Source organism: Streptomyces sp. NPDC001450 (genome assembly GCF_053597295.1).
On the sequence record NZ_JBSFHY010000008.1, the window covers coordinates 253,970 to 270,033 of the forward strand.

Annotated in this window: 13 protein-coding genes, 2 tRNA genes, 1 pseudogene and 1 riboswitch; of the genes and pseudogenes, 10 read left to right on the plus strand and 6 right to left on the minus strand. The window is 71.4% G+C overall.

The window, feature by feature from the left end; all coding sequences use genetic code 11:
* The 5 genes and pseudogenes from ACWC5O_RS11815 to ACWC5O_RS11835 all read left to right on the plus strand — a co-directional run.
* Nucleotides 1–389, plus strand: a pseudogene (locus ACWC5O_RS11815) (DEAD/DEAH box helicase); the annotation flags it as partial.
* Between the two features lie 239 nt (nt 390–628).
* On the plus strand, nt 629–2,146 hold the full coding sequence (locus ACWC5O_RS11820) for an amino acid permease (RefSeq protein ID WP_450586388.1): 1,518 nt from the start codon (nt 629–631) through the stop codon (nt 2,144–2,146).
* An 87-nt stretch (nt 2,147–2,233) separates the two neighbouring features.
* A tRNA-Lys gene (locus tag ACWC5O_RS11825) sits at nt 2,234–2,306 on the plus strand.
* A gap of 420 nt (nt 2,307–2,726) precedes the next feature.
* Nucleotides 2,727–3,998: a glycosyltransferase 87 family protein gene (locus tag ACWC5O_RS11830; RefSeq protein ID WP_450586390.1), complete on the plus strand. Its 1,272-nt coding sequence runs from the start codon at nt 2,727–2,729 to the stop codon at nt 3,996–3,998.
* Between the two features lie 126 nt (nt 3,999–4,124).
* Nucleotides 4,125–4,256 (plus strand): hypothetical protein, encoded by a 132-nt coding sequence (locus tag ACWC5O_RS11835; protein ID WP_450586392.1) that lies wholly within the window; start codon nt 4,125–4,127, stop codon nt 4,254–4,256.
* 68 nt (nt 4,257–4,324) lie between these two features.
* On the opposite strand, the gene ACWC5O_RS11840 is transcribed toward ACWC5O_RS11835, so the two are convergent.
* Nucleotides 4,325–4,960 (minus strand): GTP cyclohydrolase II, encoded by a 636-nt coding sequence (locus ACWC5O_RS11840; protein ID WP_450586394.1) that lies wholly within the window; start codon nt 4,958–4,960, stop codon nt 4,325–4,327.
* Nucleotides 4,961–5,058: 98 nt separating this feature from the next.
* Nucleotides 5,059–5,589 carry a MarR family winged helix-turn-helix transcriptional regulator gene (locus ACWC5O_RS11845; RefSeq protein WP_450586396.1) on the minus strand — a complete coding sequence of 177 codons (531 nt, stop codon included), beginning with the start codon at nt 5,587–5,589 and terminating at the stop codon, nt 5,059–5,061.
* Nucleotides 5,590–5,682: 93 nt separating this feature from the next.
* Between ACWC5O_RS11845 and ACWC5O_RS11850 the strand changes: the two genes are divergently transcribed.
* From ACWC5O_RS11850 to ACWC5O_RS11870, 5 genes are all read left to right on the plus strand, one after another.
* Nucleotides 5,683–6,816, plus strand: a complete 1,134-nt coding sequence (locus ACWC5O_RS11850) for a dihydrofolate reductase family protein (protein WP_450586398.1) — start codon at nt 5,683–5,685, stop codon at nt 6,814–6,816.
* Nucleotides 6,817–6,881: 65 nt separating this feature from the next.
* Nucleotides 6,882–6,955, plus strand: a tRNA-Met gene (locus ACWC5O_RS11855).
* Between the two features lie 179 nt (nt 6,956–7,134).
* Nucleotides 7,135–8,346 carry a PP2C family protein-serine/threonine phosphatase gene (locus ACWC5O_RS11860; RefSeq protein ID WP_450586400.1) on the plus strand — a complete coding sequence of 404 codons (1,212 nt, stop codon included), beginning with the start codon at nt 7,135–7,137 and terminating at the stop codon, nt 8,344–8,346.
* Between the two features lie 241 nt (nt 8,347–8,587).
* Nucleotides 8,588–8,745, plus strand: a riboswitch (cyclic di-AMP (ydaO/yuaA leader).
* Between the two features lie 9 nt (nt 8,746–8,754).
* Nucleotides 8,755–9,795, plus strand: a complete 1,041-nt coding sequence (locus ACWC5O_RS11865; RefSeq protein WP_450586402.1) for a M23 family metallopeptidase — start codon at nt 8,755–8,757, stop codon at nt 9,793–9,795.
* A 73-nt stretch (nt 9,796–9,868) separates the two neighbouring features.
* Complete coding sequence (locus ACWC5O_RS11870) at nt 9,869–10,813, plus strand: aldo/keto reductase (RefSeq protein ID WP_450586404.1); 945 nt, start codon at nt 9,869–9,871, stop codon at nt 10,811–10,813.
* A gap of 109 nt (nt 10,814–10,922) precedes the next feature.
* On the opposite strand, the gene ACWC5O_RS11875 is transcribed toward ACWC5O_RS11870, so the two are convergent.
* The 4 genes from ACWC5O_RS11875 to ACWC5O_RS11890 all read right to left on the minus strand — a co-directional run bounded on the left by ACWC5O_RS11875 (nt 10,923) and on the right by ACWC5O_RS11890 (nt 15,940).
* Entirely contained in the window at nt 10,923–12,224 is a 1,302-nt protein-coding gene (locus ACWC5O_RS11875) for a PrsW family intramembrane metalloprotease (RefSeq protein WP_450586406.1), read from the minus strand.
* A 36-nt stretch (nt 12,225–12,260) separates the two neighbouring features.
* Nucleotides 12,261–13,103, minus strand: a complete 843-nt coding sequence (gene trmB / locus ACWC5O_RS11880) for a tRNA (guanosine(46)-N7)-methyltransferase TrmB (RefSeq protein WP_450586408.1) — start codon at nt 13,101–13,103, stop codon at nt 12,261–12,263.
* A gap of 128 nt (nt 13,104–13,231) precedes the next feature.
* Entirely contained in the window at nt 13,232–14,440 is a 1,209-nt protein-coding gene (gene lhgO / locus ACWC5O_RS11885; RefSeq protein ID WP_450586410.1) for an L-2-hydroxyglutarate oxidase, read from the minus strand.
* Between the two features lie 75 nt (nt 14,441–14,515).
* Nucleotides 14,516–15,940: an MFS transporter gene (locus tag ACWC5O_RS11890; RefSeq protein ID WP_450586440.1), complete on the minus strand. Its 1,425-nt coding sequence runs from the start codon at nt 15,938–15,940 to the stop codon at nt 14,516–14,518.
* Nucleotides 15,941–16,064 lie beyond the last annotated feature (124 nt).

Consider the following 16,064-nt stretch of genomic DNA (forward strand, 5'->3'; position numbering starts at 1 on the left):
CGTTCGACCGGGACCGTGGTGAGCGCGGTGAGCGTGGCTTCGAGCGCCGCGACGACCGTGGTGACCGTGGTGGCCGCTCCTTCGAGCGCCGCGACGACCGGGGTGACCGTGGTGGGCGTTCCTTCGAGCGTCGCGACGAGCGTCGGCCCTTCGACCGGGACCGTGGTGCCCGCTCCTTCGAGCGCCGTGACGACCGCGGCGGCTTCCGCCGGGACGAGCGTGGTGGGCACCGGGGCAGCGACCGTCCGTTCAACCGCGACCGTCGGGACGACCGCCCGGGCTTCCGCTCCGCCGGTCCCGACCGCCCCTACGGCCGTCGTGACGACCACCGCGGCACCGGCTCCTTCGGCCGCCGCGACGACAAGCCGCGCTGGAAGCGCAACGGCTGACAGGACGAGAAGTGACCGGCCTTCCGGCCGGTGAACGAACACGGCTGCGGGCCCCGGATCATCCGGGGCCCGCAGCCGTTTCGTTCGGCCGAGCGCGCCTGGCGGACCGTTTCAGCAGGCGGACAGGCGGACAGGCGGACAGGCGGACAGGCGGACAGGCGGCCACGGACCCGGAATCCACGCCGGAGCGAGACCCCTGTGACGCATGTCACGACGCCCGGGAGGGAATCGCTGGGGACATGACAGATGACGCAAGAGCGAGCAGGGAAGCGGCCGGGCTGTCGGACGAGGAACGGCTGGCCCAGCTCGGTTACACCCAGGTCCTCGCCCGCCGTATGTCGGCGTTCTCGAACTACGCCGTGTCCTTCACGATCATCTCGGTCCTGTCCGGCTGTCTCACCCTGTACCTCTTCGGCATGGTCACCGGCGGCCCCGCGGTGATCACCTGGGGCTGGGTGGCGGTCGGCCTGATGACCCTGTTCGTGGGCCTCTCGATGGCCGAGATCTGCTCCGCCTATCCCACGTCGGCGGGCCTGTACTTCTGGGCCCACCGTCTCGCGCCCCCGCGCTCGGCGGCGGCCTGGGCCTGGTTCACGGGCTGGTTCAACGTGTTGGGCCAGGTGGCGGTGACGGCGGGCATCGACTTCGGCGCGGCGTCCTTCCTCGGCGCCTACCTGAACCTCCAGTTCGACTTCGTCGTGACCCCCGGCCGCACGGTGCTGCTGTTCGCGGCCATCCTGCTGCTGCACGGCCTGCTGAACACCTTCGGCGTGCGGATCGTCGCGTTCCTGAACAGCGTGAGCGTGTGGTGGCACGTCCTGGGAGTCGCGGTGATCGTCGGCGCCCTCGCCTTCATCCCCGACCACCACCGGTCGGCGTCCTTCGTCTTCACGAAGTTCGTCAACGGGACGGGCTGGGGCAGCGGCCTCTACGTGGTCCTGCTGGGCCTCCTCATGGCCCAGTACACCTTCACGGGCTACGACGCCTCCGCCCACATGACGGAGGAGACCCACGACGCGTCCACGGCGGGCCCGAAGGGCATCGTCCGCTCGATCTGGACCTCCTGGATAGCCGGCTTCGTCCTCCTGCTCGGCTTCACCTTCGCCATCCAGTCCTACGACAAGGAGCTGACGTCCCCGACCGGTGCACCCCCCGCCCAGATCCTCCTCGACGCCCTGGGAGCGACGACCGGCAAGCTGTTGCTGCTGGTCGTGATCGGCGCCCAGCTCTTCTGCGGCATGGCCTCGGTCACCGCCAACAGCCGCATGATCTACGCCTTCTCCCGCGACGGCGCGCTGCCCTTCTCGCACATCTGGCACACGGTCAGCCCACGCACCCGCACCCCCGTGGCCGCGGTCTGGCTGGCCGCCCTCGGCGCCCTCGCCCTCGGCCTTCCCTACCTCATCAACTCCACGGCCTACGTGGCGGTGACCTCGATCGCGGTGATCGGTCTCTACATCGCCTACGTCATCCCGACCCTCCTGCGCGTCCGCAAGGGCGAGGCCTTCGAGCGCGGCCCCTGGCACCTGGGCCGCTGGTCGGTCCCGGTCGGCATCGTGTCCGTCGCCTGGGTCGCGGTGATCACGATCCTCTTCATGCTCCCCCAGGTCTCCCCGGTCACCTGGAAGACCTTCAACTACGCCCCGGCCGCCGTCCTGGTCGTCCTGGGCTTCGCCGCCACGTGGTGGCTGGCCTCGGCCCGCCACTGGTTCCTCGATCCGGCCCGCACCCGGTCCCCCGAACTGGTCGAAAAGTAACCTTCACCCTTCCGGCGCGGCCGCGTCCTCGATACCCGATCGGCGACACGGCCTCGTCCGGCTATGCTCGGACAGGCAACATCGCCTGGGCCCTTAGCTCAATTGGCAGAGCAGTGGACTTTTAATCCATTGGTTGTGGGTTCGAGTCCCACAGGGCCTACGGCTGCGGGGGAGGGGTTACCCCCCTCTGACCTGCTGTGCAGCGCTCGGGTCGGCTTCGGTCGACTCGGGCGCTGACTCGTTTTCGGGGTCTTGCGCGAGCGGATGTGTCCGCGGCCCGCGGACCGGTTGCTGCCGGGGCGGGCGGTTGGGTGACTGCCGGACGGAACCCGGGGACGCGTTTCGCTGTCTTCCAGGCCGACCGCCTCGCCGCGTCGGAGGCCGCGGGTACCCATGAGGTGAAGATCGCATACAGCCGCAGCCGATGGTGCGTGCGTATATGACGTGTACACACCAACTTGCAAGGTTGCGCCATGATCACCAACCCCCCTCCACTCGGCCTCGCCGGATCCGTCAGGTGTCAACGGCGGCACCGCGCCGCCGACCTCGGCGTCCGCATCAGGCGAAAGGCCGGTGCCTGATGTCAACTGCCGTTCACACACGGGAGTCGGGCACCGCCGCCACCGGCAAGTCGCCGCGCGCCGGGCGACGGTGGGACTGGCCAGTGCTGGTGGTCTGCGCCGTGTCCGCACTCGTGGTGGGCCTGTTGTCGCCCGCCGACACCTCGCAGGAAGCATGGGGGCTGGCGGCCGCATTGGGTTACGGCTGTGCCGCACTGGTCGCGGCGAGGTCGTCCGCGCCGTGGGCGCCGGCGCCCGCCGTGGTCGCGGTCGTCGGTGCGGTCGTCGTGCCCCTGCTGTACCTGACGGTGATCGGCAAGGAGCAGATGGAGGTCGGCGTTGTGGAACGGGCGGCCGACCTGCTGTTCGCCTCCGGAAGCCCGTACCGCCACACACCGCACATGGTGCGGGACTTCAATCCCTACCTCCCTGGCATGACGTGCTTCGGCATACCGCACATGCTGTTCGGCGACATCCCGTTCACCAGCGCCCGGTTGTGGTTCCTCGTCGGTTTCCTGGCCGCTGTGGCGGGCGCGATACGGGTGCTGACCAACGGCCGGGAGGCGGACGCCGGTCGGGTCGGCCGCCCGCGCGGGGTCACCGGTAGGACGGGCCTGTTGTGGCTGATCGCATGTCCTGTCGTCGCGCTACCGCTCACCATCGGTGGCGTGGACCCGCCGGTCATCGGGTTGATGTGCCTGGCCCTGGCCTTCACGCAGCGGGGCGATGCCGGACGGGCCGGGCTGGCCCTGGGGGCGGCGGCCGCGCTGAAGTGGACCGCCTGGCCGGCCATTCCGGTGCTCGTCGCCGTCCTGGCGGTGCGCGGCGGACGGCGAGCCGCACTCAAGTGCGCAGGGGGAGCCGTGGGGATCGCCCTGGTCACCGTCCTGCCCGTGGCCCTGGCGGACAGCGCTGCCTTCTACCGCAACGTCGTCCTCTACCCGTTGGGTCTCGGCCCCACCGCATCGTCCGCGCAGAGCCCCTTGTTGGGGCATCTGATCGCTGTGCTGGTCCCGCACGGCGAGGCGGTCACGGTGGCACTCATCGCACTGAGCGCCGCGGGTGTGGGCCTCTCGCTCCTGATCCGCCCGCCACGCAGCGCCGTGGCCGGTGCCGACCGACTGGCACTCGGTCTGGCCCTGGCGATAGTGCTGTCCCCGGCGACCCGCATCGGCTACGCCATCTACCCGATCGTCCTGCTGACTTGGCCCCGCTTCGCCGCCGCCCTGTCCGCGGACGTGCCCGACAGGCAGCCTCACGAAACGGACCAGGCGGCCGGCCAGAGGGCCTGACGGGCCGCACCGACGCGTCCGCCTCCCGCCGGGCGACCGGGTGTCACCGCGCCGGCTGATCCCGCCCGGGATCGCGGCGGGTGCCCTCGGGACGGCGCTGGTGGCGCTGCAGGCCGGGAAAGCGGGGTGCCCGTGTCGCGGGTCGTGGTGCCGGGCATGGTCATGGGCGCCGACGCCGGCCTGGTCCTGATGCCGACGATGACGACGCCGGCCCGCGGCCTGCCCACCGACCGCGTGGCCGCCGCGGCACCGCGTTGAGCATCAACTCCCGGCGGAGGGCGTGCCGCGCCGACACCAGCCCACGGTCAGCTCCGCCGACTCGCGGTTCAGCCCGCGCTCAGCTCCGTCAACTCCCCCAGCGGCAGCGTGTGCTGGGTCTGCAGGACCTTCGCGCGCAGGTACCGGACGTTGTGGGCCGTGGTGAAGACGCCGGTCGGCACCCGGTCCCGTACGAGGACACCGAGGGAGCGCAGCTGCTCCGCCTTGTCGGGGTTGTTGGAGAGGAGGTCCAGCTCCCCGATGCCGAGGGCGCGCAGCATCTGCGCGGCGGCCGTGTAGTCGCGGGCGTCCTCCGGGAGGCCGAGCGCGGCGTTCGCCTCGTAGGTGTCGAGGCCCTGGTCCTGGAGGGCGTAGGCGTCGAGCTTGTTGTACAGGCCGATGCCGCGCCCCTCCTGGCGGAGGTAGAGCAGGACGCCCCCGCGCTCGGCGATCCGCTCGACCGCCTCGCGCAGCTGGGGACCGCAGTCGCAGCGGGCCGAGCCGAAGACGTCCCCGGTCAGGCACTCGGAGTGCAGCCGGACCAGCGGGACGGGGCCGGGGTCGCCGAGGACGACGGCCACGTGCTCCTGGCCGTCGGCCAGTCCGTGGAAGGTGACGAGTTCGGCGTCGGCGCGGTAGCCGTCGTGGAAGTGCAGCGGTACCCGGACGCGGGCGCGCGGCGTGGCGGCGGGGGTGTCGGGCATGCGGGTCCTCCGGGTGAGCTTGCTTCATATTTGAAGCAGTCGGTCGCAGGGACCCTACCTCATGCTTAAAAGTTAAAGCAATTGTTCTCTCGTGTGACTCAGGAGTCGGCCGGCCGGGCCGAGGAACAGGACGAACGGCGCCGCCACGGGACGTCGCCCGCCCCGGCCTCGGTGTCGTCGCCCTGGAGCCCGCGCGTGATCCCCGTGCAGATCTCCTCCAACTGCCCCACCTGCTCCGGCGTGAGCCGGTCGAACAGGGTCGCGCGGACCGTCTCGACGTGCCCGGGCGCCGTACGTTCCAGCACGGCCGTCCCCTCGTCCGTCAGCACCGCGAGACTGCTGCGCTTGTCCCAGCGGCAGTCCTCGCGTCGCACCAGCCCGTCCCGCTCCAGCCGGGTCACCGCGTACGTCAGCCTGCTGCGCGTGATCTTCAGCGTCTCGGCGAGATCGGTCATGCGCAGGCGCCGGTCGGGCGCCTCGGACAGGTTGGCCAGCACGGAGTAGAACAGGTGGGGCATGCCGGCCTCCTGCTGGAGCTGCCGGTCGATCGCGTCCTCCAGAAGCTGGGAGGCGGCGATGTAGGCGCGCCAGGCGCGCTGCTCCTCGGGGGTGAGCCAGCGGGTCGTCATGCCACCAGTGTAAGTTTGTTTCAAACTTGAACCAAGACCGCCAAGACCGCCAAGACCGTCAGTTCGTGACCGCTCACCAGGGAGACCGCGCCGATGCCGTACCCGTACGTCCTGCTGTCCGCCGCCGTCTCCCTCGACGGCTACCTGGACGACACCGGCCCCGACCGGCTCCTGCTCTCCAGCCCGGCCGACTTCGACCGGGTCGACGAGGTACGGGCCTCGGTCGACGCCATCCTGATCGGCGCCGGCACCATCCGCGCCGACAACCCGCGCCTGCTGGTGAACTCACCCGAGCGCAGGGCGGCCCGCACCGCCGACGGCAGGCCCGAGTACCCGCTGAAGGTAACCGTCACCGCCTCCGGTGACCTCGACCCGGCCGCCCGCTTCTGGCACACCGGCGGCGAGAAGCTCGTGTACACGACGGACAAGGGTGCCGGGCAGGCCGCCCGCGCCCTCGGCCGGACCGCCGACGTGGTCTCCCTCGGCCCCGGCCTCGACTGGCGCGCCCTGCTGGAGCACCTGCACGACGTGCGCGGGGTGCGGCGCCTGATGGTCGAGGGCGGCGGAACCGTCCACACCCAGCTCCTCCAGCAGGGCCTCGCCGACGAACTCCAGCTGGTCCTCGCCCCGCTGTTCGTCGGCGACCCGGCGGCTCCGCGCCTGTTCGGCCCGGGGTCGTACCAGGGCGGCCGGCTCCGTCTCACCGAGACCCGCCGGATCGAGGACGTCGTCCTCATGCGCTACGAGCCCACCGCACCTGGCACCGGCCCGGAACCCGTCGCCGCCGACCGCCACTGGCTGCGCACCGCCTGCGAACTCGCCGCCCTGTGCCCGCCCTCGCGGACCGCCTTCAGCGTCGGCGCCGTGGTGGTCGCGGCCGACGGCACGGAGCTGGCCCGCGGTCACTCGCGCGAGGGCGGCGACCCCGTGGTGCACGCGGAGGAGGCGGCCCTCGCGAAGACCGACCCCGCCGACCCGCGCCTGCCCGGCGCCACCGTCTACAGCAGCCTGGAGCCCTGCACCCGCCGCGCCTCCCGCCCCGCCCCCTGCGCCGAGCTGATCCTGCGGGCGGGTGTACGGCGGGTGGTCACCGCCTGGCGGGAGCCGGACACCTTCGTGACGGCGGCCGACGGAACCGGGGTGCTGCAGAGCGCGGGCGTGGCGGCCGTGGTGCTGCCGGAGTACGAGGCCCTGGCGAAGGAGCCGAACGCCCACCTGCTGCCCTGAACGGCACCTCACGCAAACCCGTGTGCTTTGCACTCCGACCATGGGGTACTCTTGAGACACAACGACGCGGGGTGGAGCAGCTCGGTAGCTCGCTGGGCTCATAACCCAGAGGTCGCAGGTTCAAATCCTGTCCCCGCTACTGAAGACTCAGGGCCGGAATCCAGGCAACGGATTCCGGCCCTGAGTGTTTCCCGGCACCCCTCGGCATGATGCCGAGTGTCATACGTCACAGTCGGTCATCCGCTCGGTCCACAGCAGTCGCCCGCCCTCCCCGCTCCCGCCACGCTGGACGTACGTCAAGAACACGGGAGACGAGCGGTGCGCCCTGGTGAGCTGGAGGAGAGCCCGAACGCCAGGGCCGGGGGCCGACTCCCGGTCGACCCCGCACCGGACCCCGGCCCGGGCGCGGACCGCGCACCCCTGCCGCCGGACATGAGCCGCAGCCGCCGCCTCACCCCGCGCACCCTGGCCCGCACCCTGCCCGCCCTCCTGATCGCCGCCGGGGTCCTGTACGACCTGCTCACCCCGCGCGCCTTCACCGCCGTGCCCTTCTTCACGGCCGCCCCGCTGATCGCCGCGCCCCTGTCCTCGCTGCGCACCACGCTCCTCACCGGCCTCGCCGCTCTGCTCGCCACCGTCGTCGTCCACACCTGGTTCAGCCTGGACTCGGACGTGCACACGATCACCGAGGTCGTCACCGTGGCCACGGTCGCGGTGCTGGCCGCCGCCATCAACCGCGTCCTGCGCCTCGGCGACCAGCGGCTCGCCTCCGCCCGGGAGATCGCCGAGGCCGCCCAGCGGGCCGTGCTGCCCGAACCGGACGACCGCATCGCCGGCTTCGACATCGCGGTCCGGTACGAGGCCGCGCAGGAGGACGCCTTCATCGGCGGCGACCTGTACGCGGTGCAGGACAGCCCGCACGGTGTACGCCTGGTCGTCGGGGACGTGCGCGGCAAGGGCATGGGCGCGGTCGCCGCCGTCGCCGTGGTGATCGGGGCGTTCCGGGAGGCCGCCGAGCAGGAGACCACGCTGGAGGCGGTGGCCGCGCGGCTGGAGCGGGCGCTGGCCCGCGAGGGCACCCGGCGGGACGGGGTCGACGCCTTCGAGGGCTTCACCACCGCCGTCCTCGCCGAACTCCCGCACCGCGGCAGCGGCGGCGGCGACGACGGCGTCGTCCGGATCGTCAACCGCGGCCACCCGCCGCCACTGCTGCTGCACGACGACGGCAGCCTGCGCACCCTGGCCGGGCACGAACCCGCGCTGCCGCTCGGCATGGCCGACCTGGGCCTGTGGCCCGACCGCGCGACCGAGTCCGGCTTCCCGAGCGGCGCCACCCTGCTGCTCTACACCGACGGCCTGTCCGAGGCCCGCGACGCCCACGGCCACTTCTACGACCCCCTGCGCCGGCTCGCCGGACGCCGCTTCCCCGACCCGCGCTCGCTGCTCGGCCGCCTCGCCGCGGAAGTGCGCCGGCACTCCGGAGGCGGGATGACGGACGACATGGCGCTGCTGGCCGTACGGCGACCCTGACGCCCCGGCACTGTCACCCAAGGTGATCGGGCGGAAGCCCTCCGCATAACATCTGAGACACCATCAAAAGTGCTGAGACTCCTGGACGCCGGTCAACTCGCCCGTTTTCCGCCGGTCGTGACGCGTACGTCCGCCCCGAAAACCGTTAATGATCAAGTGGAACGGCTTGGAATCTGACGTCCGGGTCTATTAACGTTCGATAACGCAGCGCGGTCGTCCCAGCCGTCACAAGAGGCGGCTCCGTGCGCACGCGCCGAATCCCGCAAGGGAACCGGGGAACCACCACCTTGGGGTGAATCACGCGGATGCCGCCGTGGAAGCACGGCAGGTATACGCGCGTAGGAGACCTTCCTGCTCCGAACCCGTCAGCTAACCCGGTAGGCGGAGGAAGGAAAGGAGTGCGCCTTCGTGGCGTCCAACCGGCCTGCCCCAGAAGCCCCGTTCATGCCGAGCGAGACCGAGACCGAGGCCTTCGGTTACTTCGGCGCTCAGCGCACCGACGAGGGCCCCTGGGAGGAGTGGAACCCCACCGAGGAGTCCATACGGCCGGTACGTGGTCGGCACCGCGTGGCCAAGCAGCGCGGCGGCGGACTCGCCCGCAGCTCCACGGTCCTCGGCGTCGGTGTCATCGCCGCCGTCGGCGCGGGCGGCATGGCCAGCGCCAACACCGGCAAGCCGCCGGTGTCCATCTCCATGCCCGACCTGGACTCCGTCGGCTCCCTCTTCGGCGATGACTCCTCCGCCTCCGACGCGCCCAAGGCCACCACGGCCTCACTGAGCAACGTCGGCACGAACTCCGCCGACAGCGACCAGGGCGACGCGGGCGAGGCCCTGCGCAACCGGATCATGGCCCAGGCCGAGCAGCAGCAGAGCAAGGCCGACACCAAGGCCACCGCGGCCGCCGTCGCCGCCGCCCAGAAGCAGACCGCCGACGCGGCCGCCAAGGCGGAGAAGGAAGCCGCCGCCAAGGCCGCCGACGCCAAGGCGGAGGCGGAGGCCGCCGCCAAGAAGAAGGCCGAGGAGGAGCGCCTGGCCGCACTGGCCAAGCAGTACAAGCTGCCGGTCGTCTCGTACACGATCACCGGCACCTTCGGGCAGCCCGGATCGATGTGGTCCTCCGGCTACCACACCGGCCTCGACTTCGCCGCCCCCACGGGCACCCTCATCAAGGCGATCCACGGCGGCACCATCACCCAGGCGGGCTGGGCCGGCTCCTACGGCTACCGCACGGTCCTCACCCTCGACGACGGCACCGAGCTGTGGTTCTGCCACCAGTCCTCGATCGGCGTCTCCGTCGGCCAGAAGGTCAGCACCGGCGACGTCATCGGCCGCGTCGGCGCCACCGGCAACGTCACCGGCCCGCACCTCCACCTGGAGGTCCACCCGGGCGGCCAGGCCACCGGCATCGACCCGATGACGTGGCTGCGCGGCAAGGGCCTCAACCCCTGACACGTCCTTCTTTTCCGGGAACTTGGCACCGGCGGTGGAATGCGATCATCCACCGCCGGTGTTGTCGTAGAGCATGACTTCTCTGCGCAAACTCGGCTCCTCCGGCCTCGAGGTCTTCCCCCTCGCCCTCGGCGGCAACGTCTTCGGCTGGACCGCCGACGAGGAGACCTCCTTCGCCGTCCTCGACGCCTACACGGCCGCCGGCGGCAACCTCGTCGACACCGCCGACTCCTACTCGGCGTGGATCGAGGGCCACAAGGGCGGGGAGTCCGAGACGATCATCGGCAGGTGGGTCAGGGCCCGCGGCAACCGCTCCGACGTCGTCATCGCCACCAAGGTCAGCCAGCACCCCGAGTACCAGGGCCTGACCGCGGCCAACATCAAGGCGGCCGCCGACGCCTCCCTGCGCCGCCTGGACACCGACTACATCGACCTCTACTACACGCACTTCGACAAGCCCGAAGTCCCGGTCGAGGAGATCATCGGCGCGCTCGACGAGCTGGTGAAGGCGGGCAAGGTCCGGCACATCGCCGCCTCGAACATCTCGGCGGAGCGCCTCCAGGCCTCCCTGGACTTCTCCGACCGCGAGGGCCTGGCCCGGTACGTCGCCCTCCAGCCCCACTACAACCTGGTCTCCCGCGACACCTACGAGGGCCCGTTGCAGGACCTCGCCGCCCGTGAGGGCCTCGCGGCGGTCCCGTACTTCGCCCTCGCCTCCGGTTTCCTCACCGGCAAGTACCGCCCCGGTACGACGGTCGACAGCGCCCGCGCCGGTTCGGCCGCCAAGCACCTGGAGTCCGAGCGCGGCCAGAAGGTCCTCGCGGCCCTGGACGAGATCGCCGCCGCCCACGAGGCCCCCGTCGCCACGGTCGCCCTCGCCTGGCTGGCCGCCCAGCCGACGGTGACGGCCCCGATCGCGTCGGCGCGGACGGTGGAGCAGTTGCCGGCGCTGCTGGGGGTGGCGGAGCTGCAGCTGACCAAGGAGGAAGTGGACCGCTTGACCGAGGCCTCCGCCTGAACTCCTCCGGCTTCCGCCCGAACCCCTTCTGAACCCTCCTGTCCGCTGCGCCGGCGCTCAGCCACGACGGCGTGAACCGGCGGTGCCCGACTCTCCGCAACCGGTACGGCTACGACCGATACGGGTTGTAGGCAGGGTGGGGTGCCGCCGGACAGCCGTACCAGTAAGGCACCGGCGCTCCGTACAACGGCCGAGCCGGCGCGGCCACCCTGGCGGCGTACTCCAGCGCGGGCCGAGCGACGTCCCTGCGCTGCCACAGCTCGGCGAGCAACTCCTGCTCCCGTACGACGAAGTCGGCCCCGGCCCGCCCCCGCCGCCCCCGGTGCCGCAGGAACGCCAGCGAGGTGGCGTACGCCTCGTACTGCGCGACGGCCCGAGCCGCGGGCCGTCCCCCGAAGTGCCGCCGGGCGTGGTTCCGGGCCATCCGCCGCGCCCGCATCGACCCGAGCACGAACGGCTCGGATGACCCCAGCCACCCGGCGTACACATACGCCGGCAGCTCCTCCCGCACGGTCCGCAGCTCCCGCTGCCGCGTCCAGATCGCGAGCCACGTCAGCAGTCCGAAGGCGGGGACCATGAAGGCGCCGTAGACGGCGAAGAACCCGAACTCGCCGAAGGCCGAGGCGCCGTTCCAGAAGGCGTGCATGCTCATCGCGAGCAGCAGCCCGCCGAGCGGAACCAGGACGCGCCGGACGTGCTGCCGTTCCGCGGAGAGCGCGGCGATGCCGAAGCCGATGCCGGTGAGCACGGTGAACAGGGGATGCGCGAACGGGGACATCACGATGCGCACGAAGAAGGTGGCGGCGGTGACGGAGGCGATGCCGCGGCCACCGGTGAGCTGGTCGGTCCCGAAGGCCGTGCCCAGGTAGAGGATGTTCTCGGTGAACGCGAACCCGGTGGCGGTGACCCCGGCTATCACGACACCGTCGACGATCCCGGTGAAGTCGCGTCTGCGGAAGAGGAAGACCAGCAGCACGGACGCGGCCTTGGCGGACTCCTCCACTATGGGTGCGATCACGGTCGCGCCGAGCGTGTTGGCGCCGGCGGGGTCGGCGGTGGAGGTGGCGATCCACTTCGTGGCGAAACTGTTGGCGACGATGGCGATCAGCGCCGCCGCGCAGGCGCCCCAGGCGAACGCGAAGACCAGATTCCGCCAAGGGCCCGGTTCGACCCGGTCCAGCCACCGGAAGGCGGCTATGAGCCAGGGCACGGGCAGGACGGCGAGCCCCAGCCCGACCAGGAAGCCCTCCGTGCCGGTCTGCCGGCGCACCAGCGCGAGGATGACCAGACCGGACAGCGCCAGCAGCGTGATCAGCGCTCCGTAGCGCGCCCACCGGCGCTGCCACCAGTGCGGATGCGCTCCGCTTCCGGTGCCGGGGGAGTAGGTCGGGTACGGAGGACTGATGGCCACGGCATCGACCCTAACGATGACAGGACGAAGGGGCTGCTACTGCTGCTGATGCGGTACGCGACGAAACAGCAGATCGTTCACCACATGTCCCTTGTCCAGCCCCTGCCCCTCGAAACGGGTCAGCGGCCGGAACTCGGGACGTGGCGAGAAACCGCCGTCGGCCTGGGTGTTCTCGAAGTCCGGATGCGCGGCGAGCACCTCGAGCATCTGCTCTGCGTACGGCTCCCAGTCCGTCGCGCAGTGCACGATCGCCCCCGGCTTCAGCCGGGTCGCGGCCAGCGTCAGGAACTCGGGCTGGATCAGCCGCCGCTTGTGGTGCCGCTTCTTGGGCCAGGGGTCCGGGAAGTACACGCGCAGCCCGTCGAGCGCGTCGGGCCGGAGCATCTCCCGGAGCAGGATGATCGCGTCCCCGTTCCCGACCCGGACGTTGGACAGCCCGTGCCGCTCGGCGAGGTTGAGCAGGTTCCCCTGCCCCGGCGTGTGCACGTCCACCGCGAGGATGTTCGTGTCCGGGTCCCCGGCGGCCATCTGCGCGGTGGCCTCGCCCATCCCGAACCCGATCTCCAGTACGACGGGCTTGTCGTTCCCGAACAGCTCGCCGAGATCGATGACACGCTGCCCGTCGATGTCCAGCCCCCACTGGGGCCACAGCCGCTGCAGCGCGTCCGCCTGCCCGGCCGTCACCCGGCTCCGGCGCGGCTGGAAACTCCGGATCCGCCGCTCGAAGTGCGACCCGGCGGGATCAGCCTTGGGCCCGTCCGGAAACCGCGGCTCCCCCTTGGCCCGACTCTGCCGAACGGACACACCGGGAACATGCGAGGACACCGGCGCGGCAGCACCGGACCGGGGGGCTTCGGGGGCATTGAGGGAATCAGACACAGTGCCTCGATTTTACGGCGCCTCTCCGCCGGCCCGAGCCGGGGCGGGACGGCGCCTTCTCGATCTACCGAGTCGGGTGGGCGGGTGGGCAAACGGGGGTCCAGGGGGCGGAGCCCCCTGGTACGGCACTACGGCGAACCGAGCATCTCCAACACCCGGCGCCCAACCTCCCGGCCGATCGGCAGCGAAGCGGTAGCCGCAGGAGACGGCGCGTTGAGCACGTGCACAGCCCGAGCCCCCTCCCGAACGAGGAAGTCGTCCACCAGCGTCCCGTCCCGCAACACCGCCTGCGCCCGCACCCCGGCAGGGGCCCGCACCAGATCCCCCTCCTCCACCGCGGGCAACAACCTCCGCACCGCCTGCAGAAACGCCCTCTTGGACACCGACCGCCGCAGCTCTCCCGCCCCGTACCGCCAGTGCCGCCGAGCGATCACCCAGGACCCCGGCCACGCCACCGTCCCGGCCAGCTCGCGGGGCCGTACGACCCCCCACCCGTACCCCTCCCGGGCCAGCGCCGGCACCGCGTTGGGCCCGATGTGCACACCCCCGTCGATCCCGCGGGTCAGATGCACGCCGAGGAACGGGAACGCCGGATCCGGCACCGGATACACCAGCCCCCGCACCAGCTCGGGCCGCGCCAGCTCGTAGTACTCCCCGCGGAACGGCACGATCCGCACCTCGGGCTCGTCCCCGGTGAGCCTCGCCACCTCGTCGCAGTACAGCCCGGCGCAGTTCACCAGTACCCGCCCGCGCACGACGTCCCCGCCCGCGGTGAGCACGGCCACACCCCGCTCCGGCCGCCGGTCCACCCGTACGACCCGGGCCCCGTACCGGATCTCCGCCCCCGAGGCCCGCGCCAGCTGCCGGGCGACGCCCACGAAGTCGCACACCCCGGTCGTCCCGACGTGGATGGCCGCGAGCCCCCGGACCTCCGGCTCGTACTCGCCGATCTGCGCGGCGCCCAGCTCCCGCACCGGGATCCCGTTCTCCCGCCCGCGCTGGACGAGCGCGTGCAGCCGCGGCAGCTCCTCCCGCTCGGTGGCGACGATCAGCTTCCCGGTGACGGCGTGCGCGATGCCGTACTCGGCGCAGAATTTCACCATCTCGGCCGCGCCCCGCACCGCGTACCGCGCCTTGAGCGAGCCCGGCCGGTAGTAGATCCCGCTGTGGATGACCCCGCTGTTGCGCCCCGTCTGGTGCCGGGCCGGCCCCGGCTCCTTCTCCAGCACGGTCACCCGCGTCCCCGGCGCGGCCCGCGTGATCGCATACGCCGTGGACAGCCCGACGATCCCACCCCCGACCACGAGCACATCACAGTCGTACGCCCCGACCCGCACCGTGCACCACCTCCCACCTCGATAGTGCACTGCGCCACTGACAGCGCCTTCAAACGCAGGGTGGGTGTCGCGCGCTCACGCCGGAGCCATCAACAACGGCCGAGCCCGCTCCCGCAGCTCCACCACTCTCGGCTCATCCCCGTACGGCTCCAGCCGATGCAGAAGATCCTTCACGTACTCGGTGGTCCGAGCGGAAGAGATGCGCCCGGCCACCTCCACGGCCCGCACCCCCTGCTCGCACGCCGCGTCAAGATTCCCCGACTCCAACTCGGCAACGGCGGAGACGACGAGCCGCAGTCCGTGCGACCGCACGAACTCCTCCGTCGGCTTGGACAACGCCTGCTCGGTGAACCTCCGTACCTGCCGGGGCGCCTTCAGATCCCGGTAGCACTCCGCAGCATCAGCGGCAAAACGGTCGTATCCATAGAAACCAAGCCAAGAAGGATCGTTGTCACCCTCCCGTGACCGCTCGAGCCACCCCTCGGCGGCCTTCAGCGCAGCGCCGGCGGCCTGCGCATCCCCCGCGCGTGCGTGTGACCGCGCCTCCACCAGCCGGAAGAAACTCATCGTGCGCGCGGTCGCCAGCCCCCGGTTGCGCTCCAGGGCGGCCTGCGCCAGATCGACGCCCTCGTCGCCGAAGCCCCGGTACGTCGCCTGCAGCGACATGGAGGCCAGCACATAGCCCCCGAGCGGGACGTCCGCGGCCGCGCGCGCGAGCCGCAGCGCCTGGATGTAGTACCGCTGCGCCGCCTCCTGCTGACCGGTGTCGAAGGCCATCCAGCCCGCGAGCCGGGTGAGTTCGGCGGTGGCCCCGAACAGGGCGCGGCCGACCTCGTCGGAGTACGAGCCGAGCAGCAGCGGCGCCGCCTCCACCCTTAAGCACTCCGGCACCATCGACGAACGCCAGTCGCCGCCTCCGTACTTGGAGTCCCAGCGCCTGGCGTCCTCCGCGGCCTCCCGCAGCTTCTGCACATCGCTGTGGCCGACTTTGATCGGTGCACCGGATCCCTCGGCAGAGTTCGCCTCCCGCGCGACCGAGCTGTCGGCGGGGGTTATCAGCCATCGCGAGGCAGGCGTTGCGTATGCGCTCACTGCGAACGACCCGGCCAGCGACTGCCAGATGCCCCCGGAGCCGGCCCGGCGCCCGGCGAGGTCGAGCCGGTACAGCTCGGTGGCCGACTTCACCGCCTGTCCCACGTCTCTGGGGAAGGCGAGGCCCACCTCGGGCGCGGGATCCGCGTCCGCCAGGCCTATCTCGTGAAGAGGCACCGGGCGGCCGAGCTTCTGGCCGATGGCGGCCGCGATGAGGTGCGGCGCCGCTCCCTGCGGCACCATCCCCTTCGACACCCAGCGCGCCACCGAGGTCTTGTCGTAGCGAAGCGTCAACCCGCGTTGAGCGCCAAGATCGTTGACGCGCCGCGCGAGTCCTGCATTGCTGATTCCCGCGAGGGCGAGAACGGTGCCGAGTTTTTCGTTCGGCCCGCGTTGCTCCCTGGACATGCGCCACCCCTCGACACAGACGGCTGCCGCGCTGGCATAACCGTGCGGCATTCGTAAACCCAGCGTAGTTCGCCGCATCCCAAGCGTTAAGGGGCATTGTTCCGGTTGGCGGGATTGTGGTCCG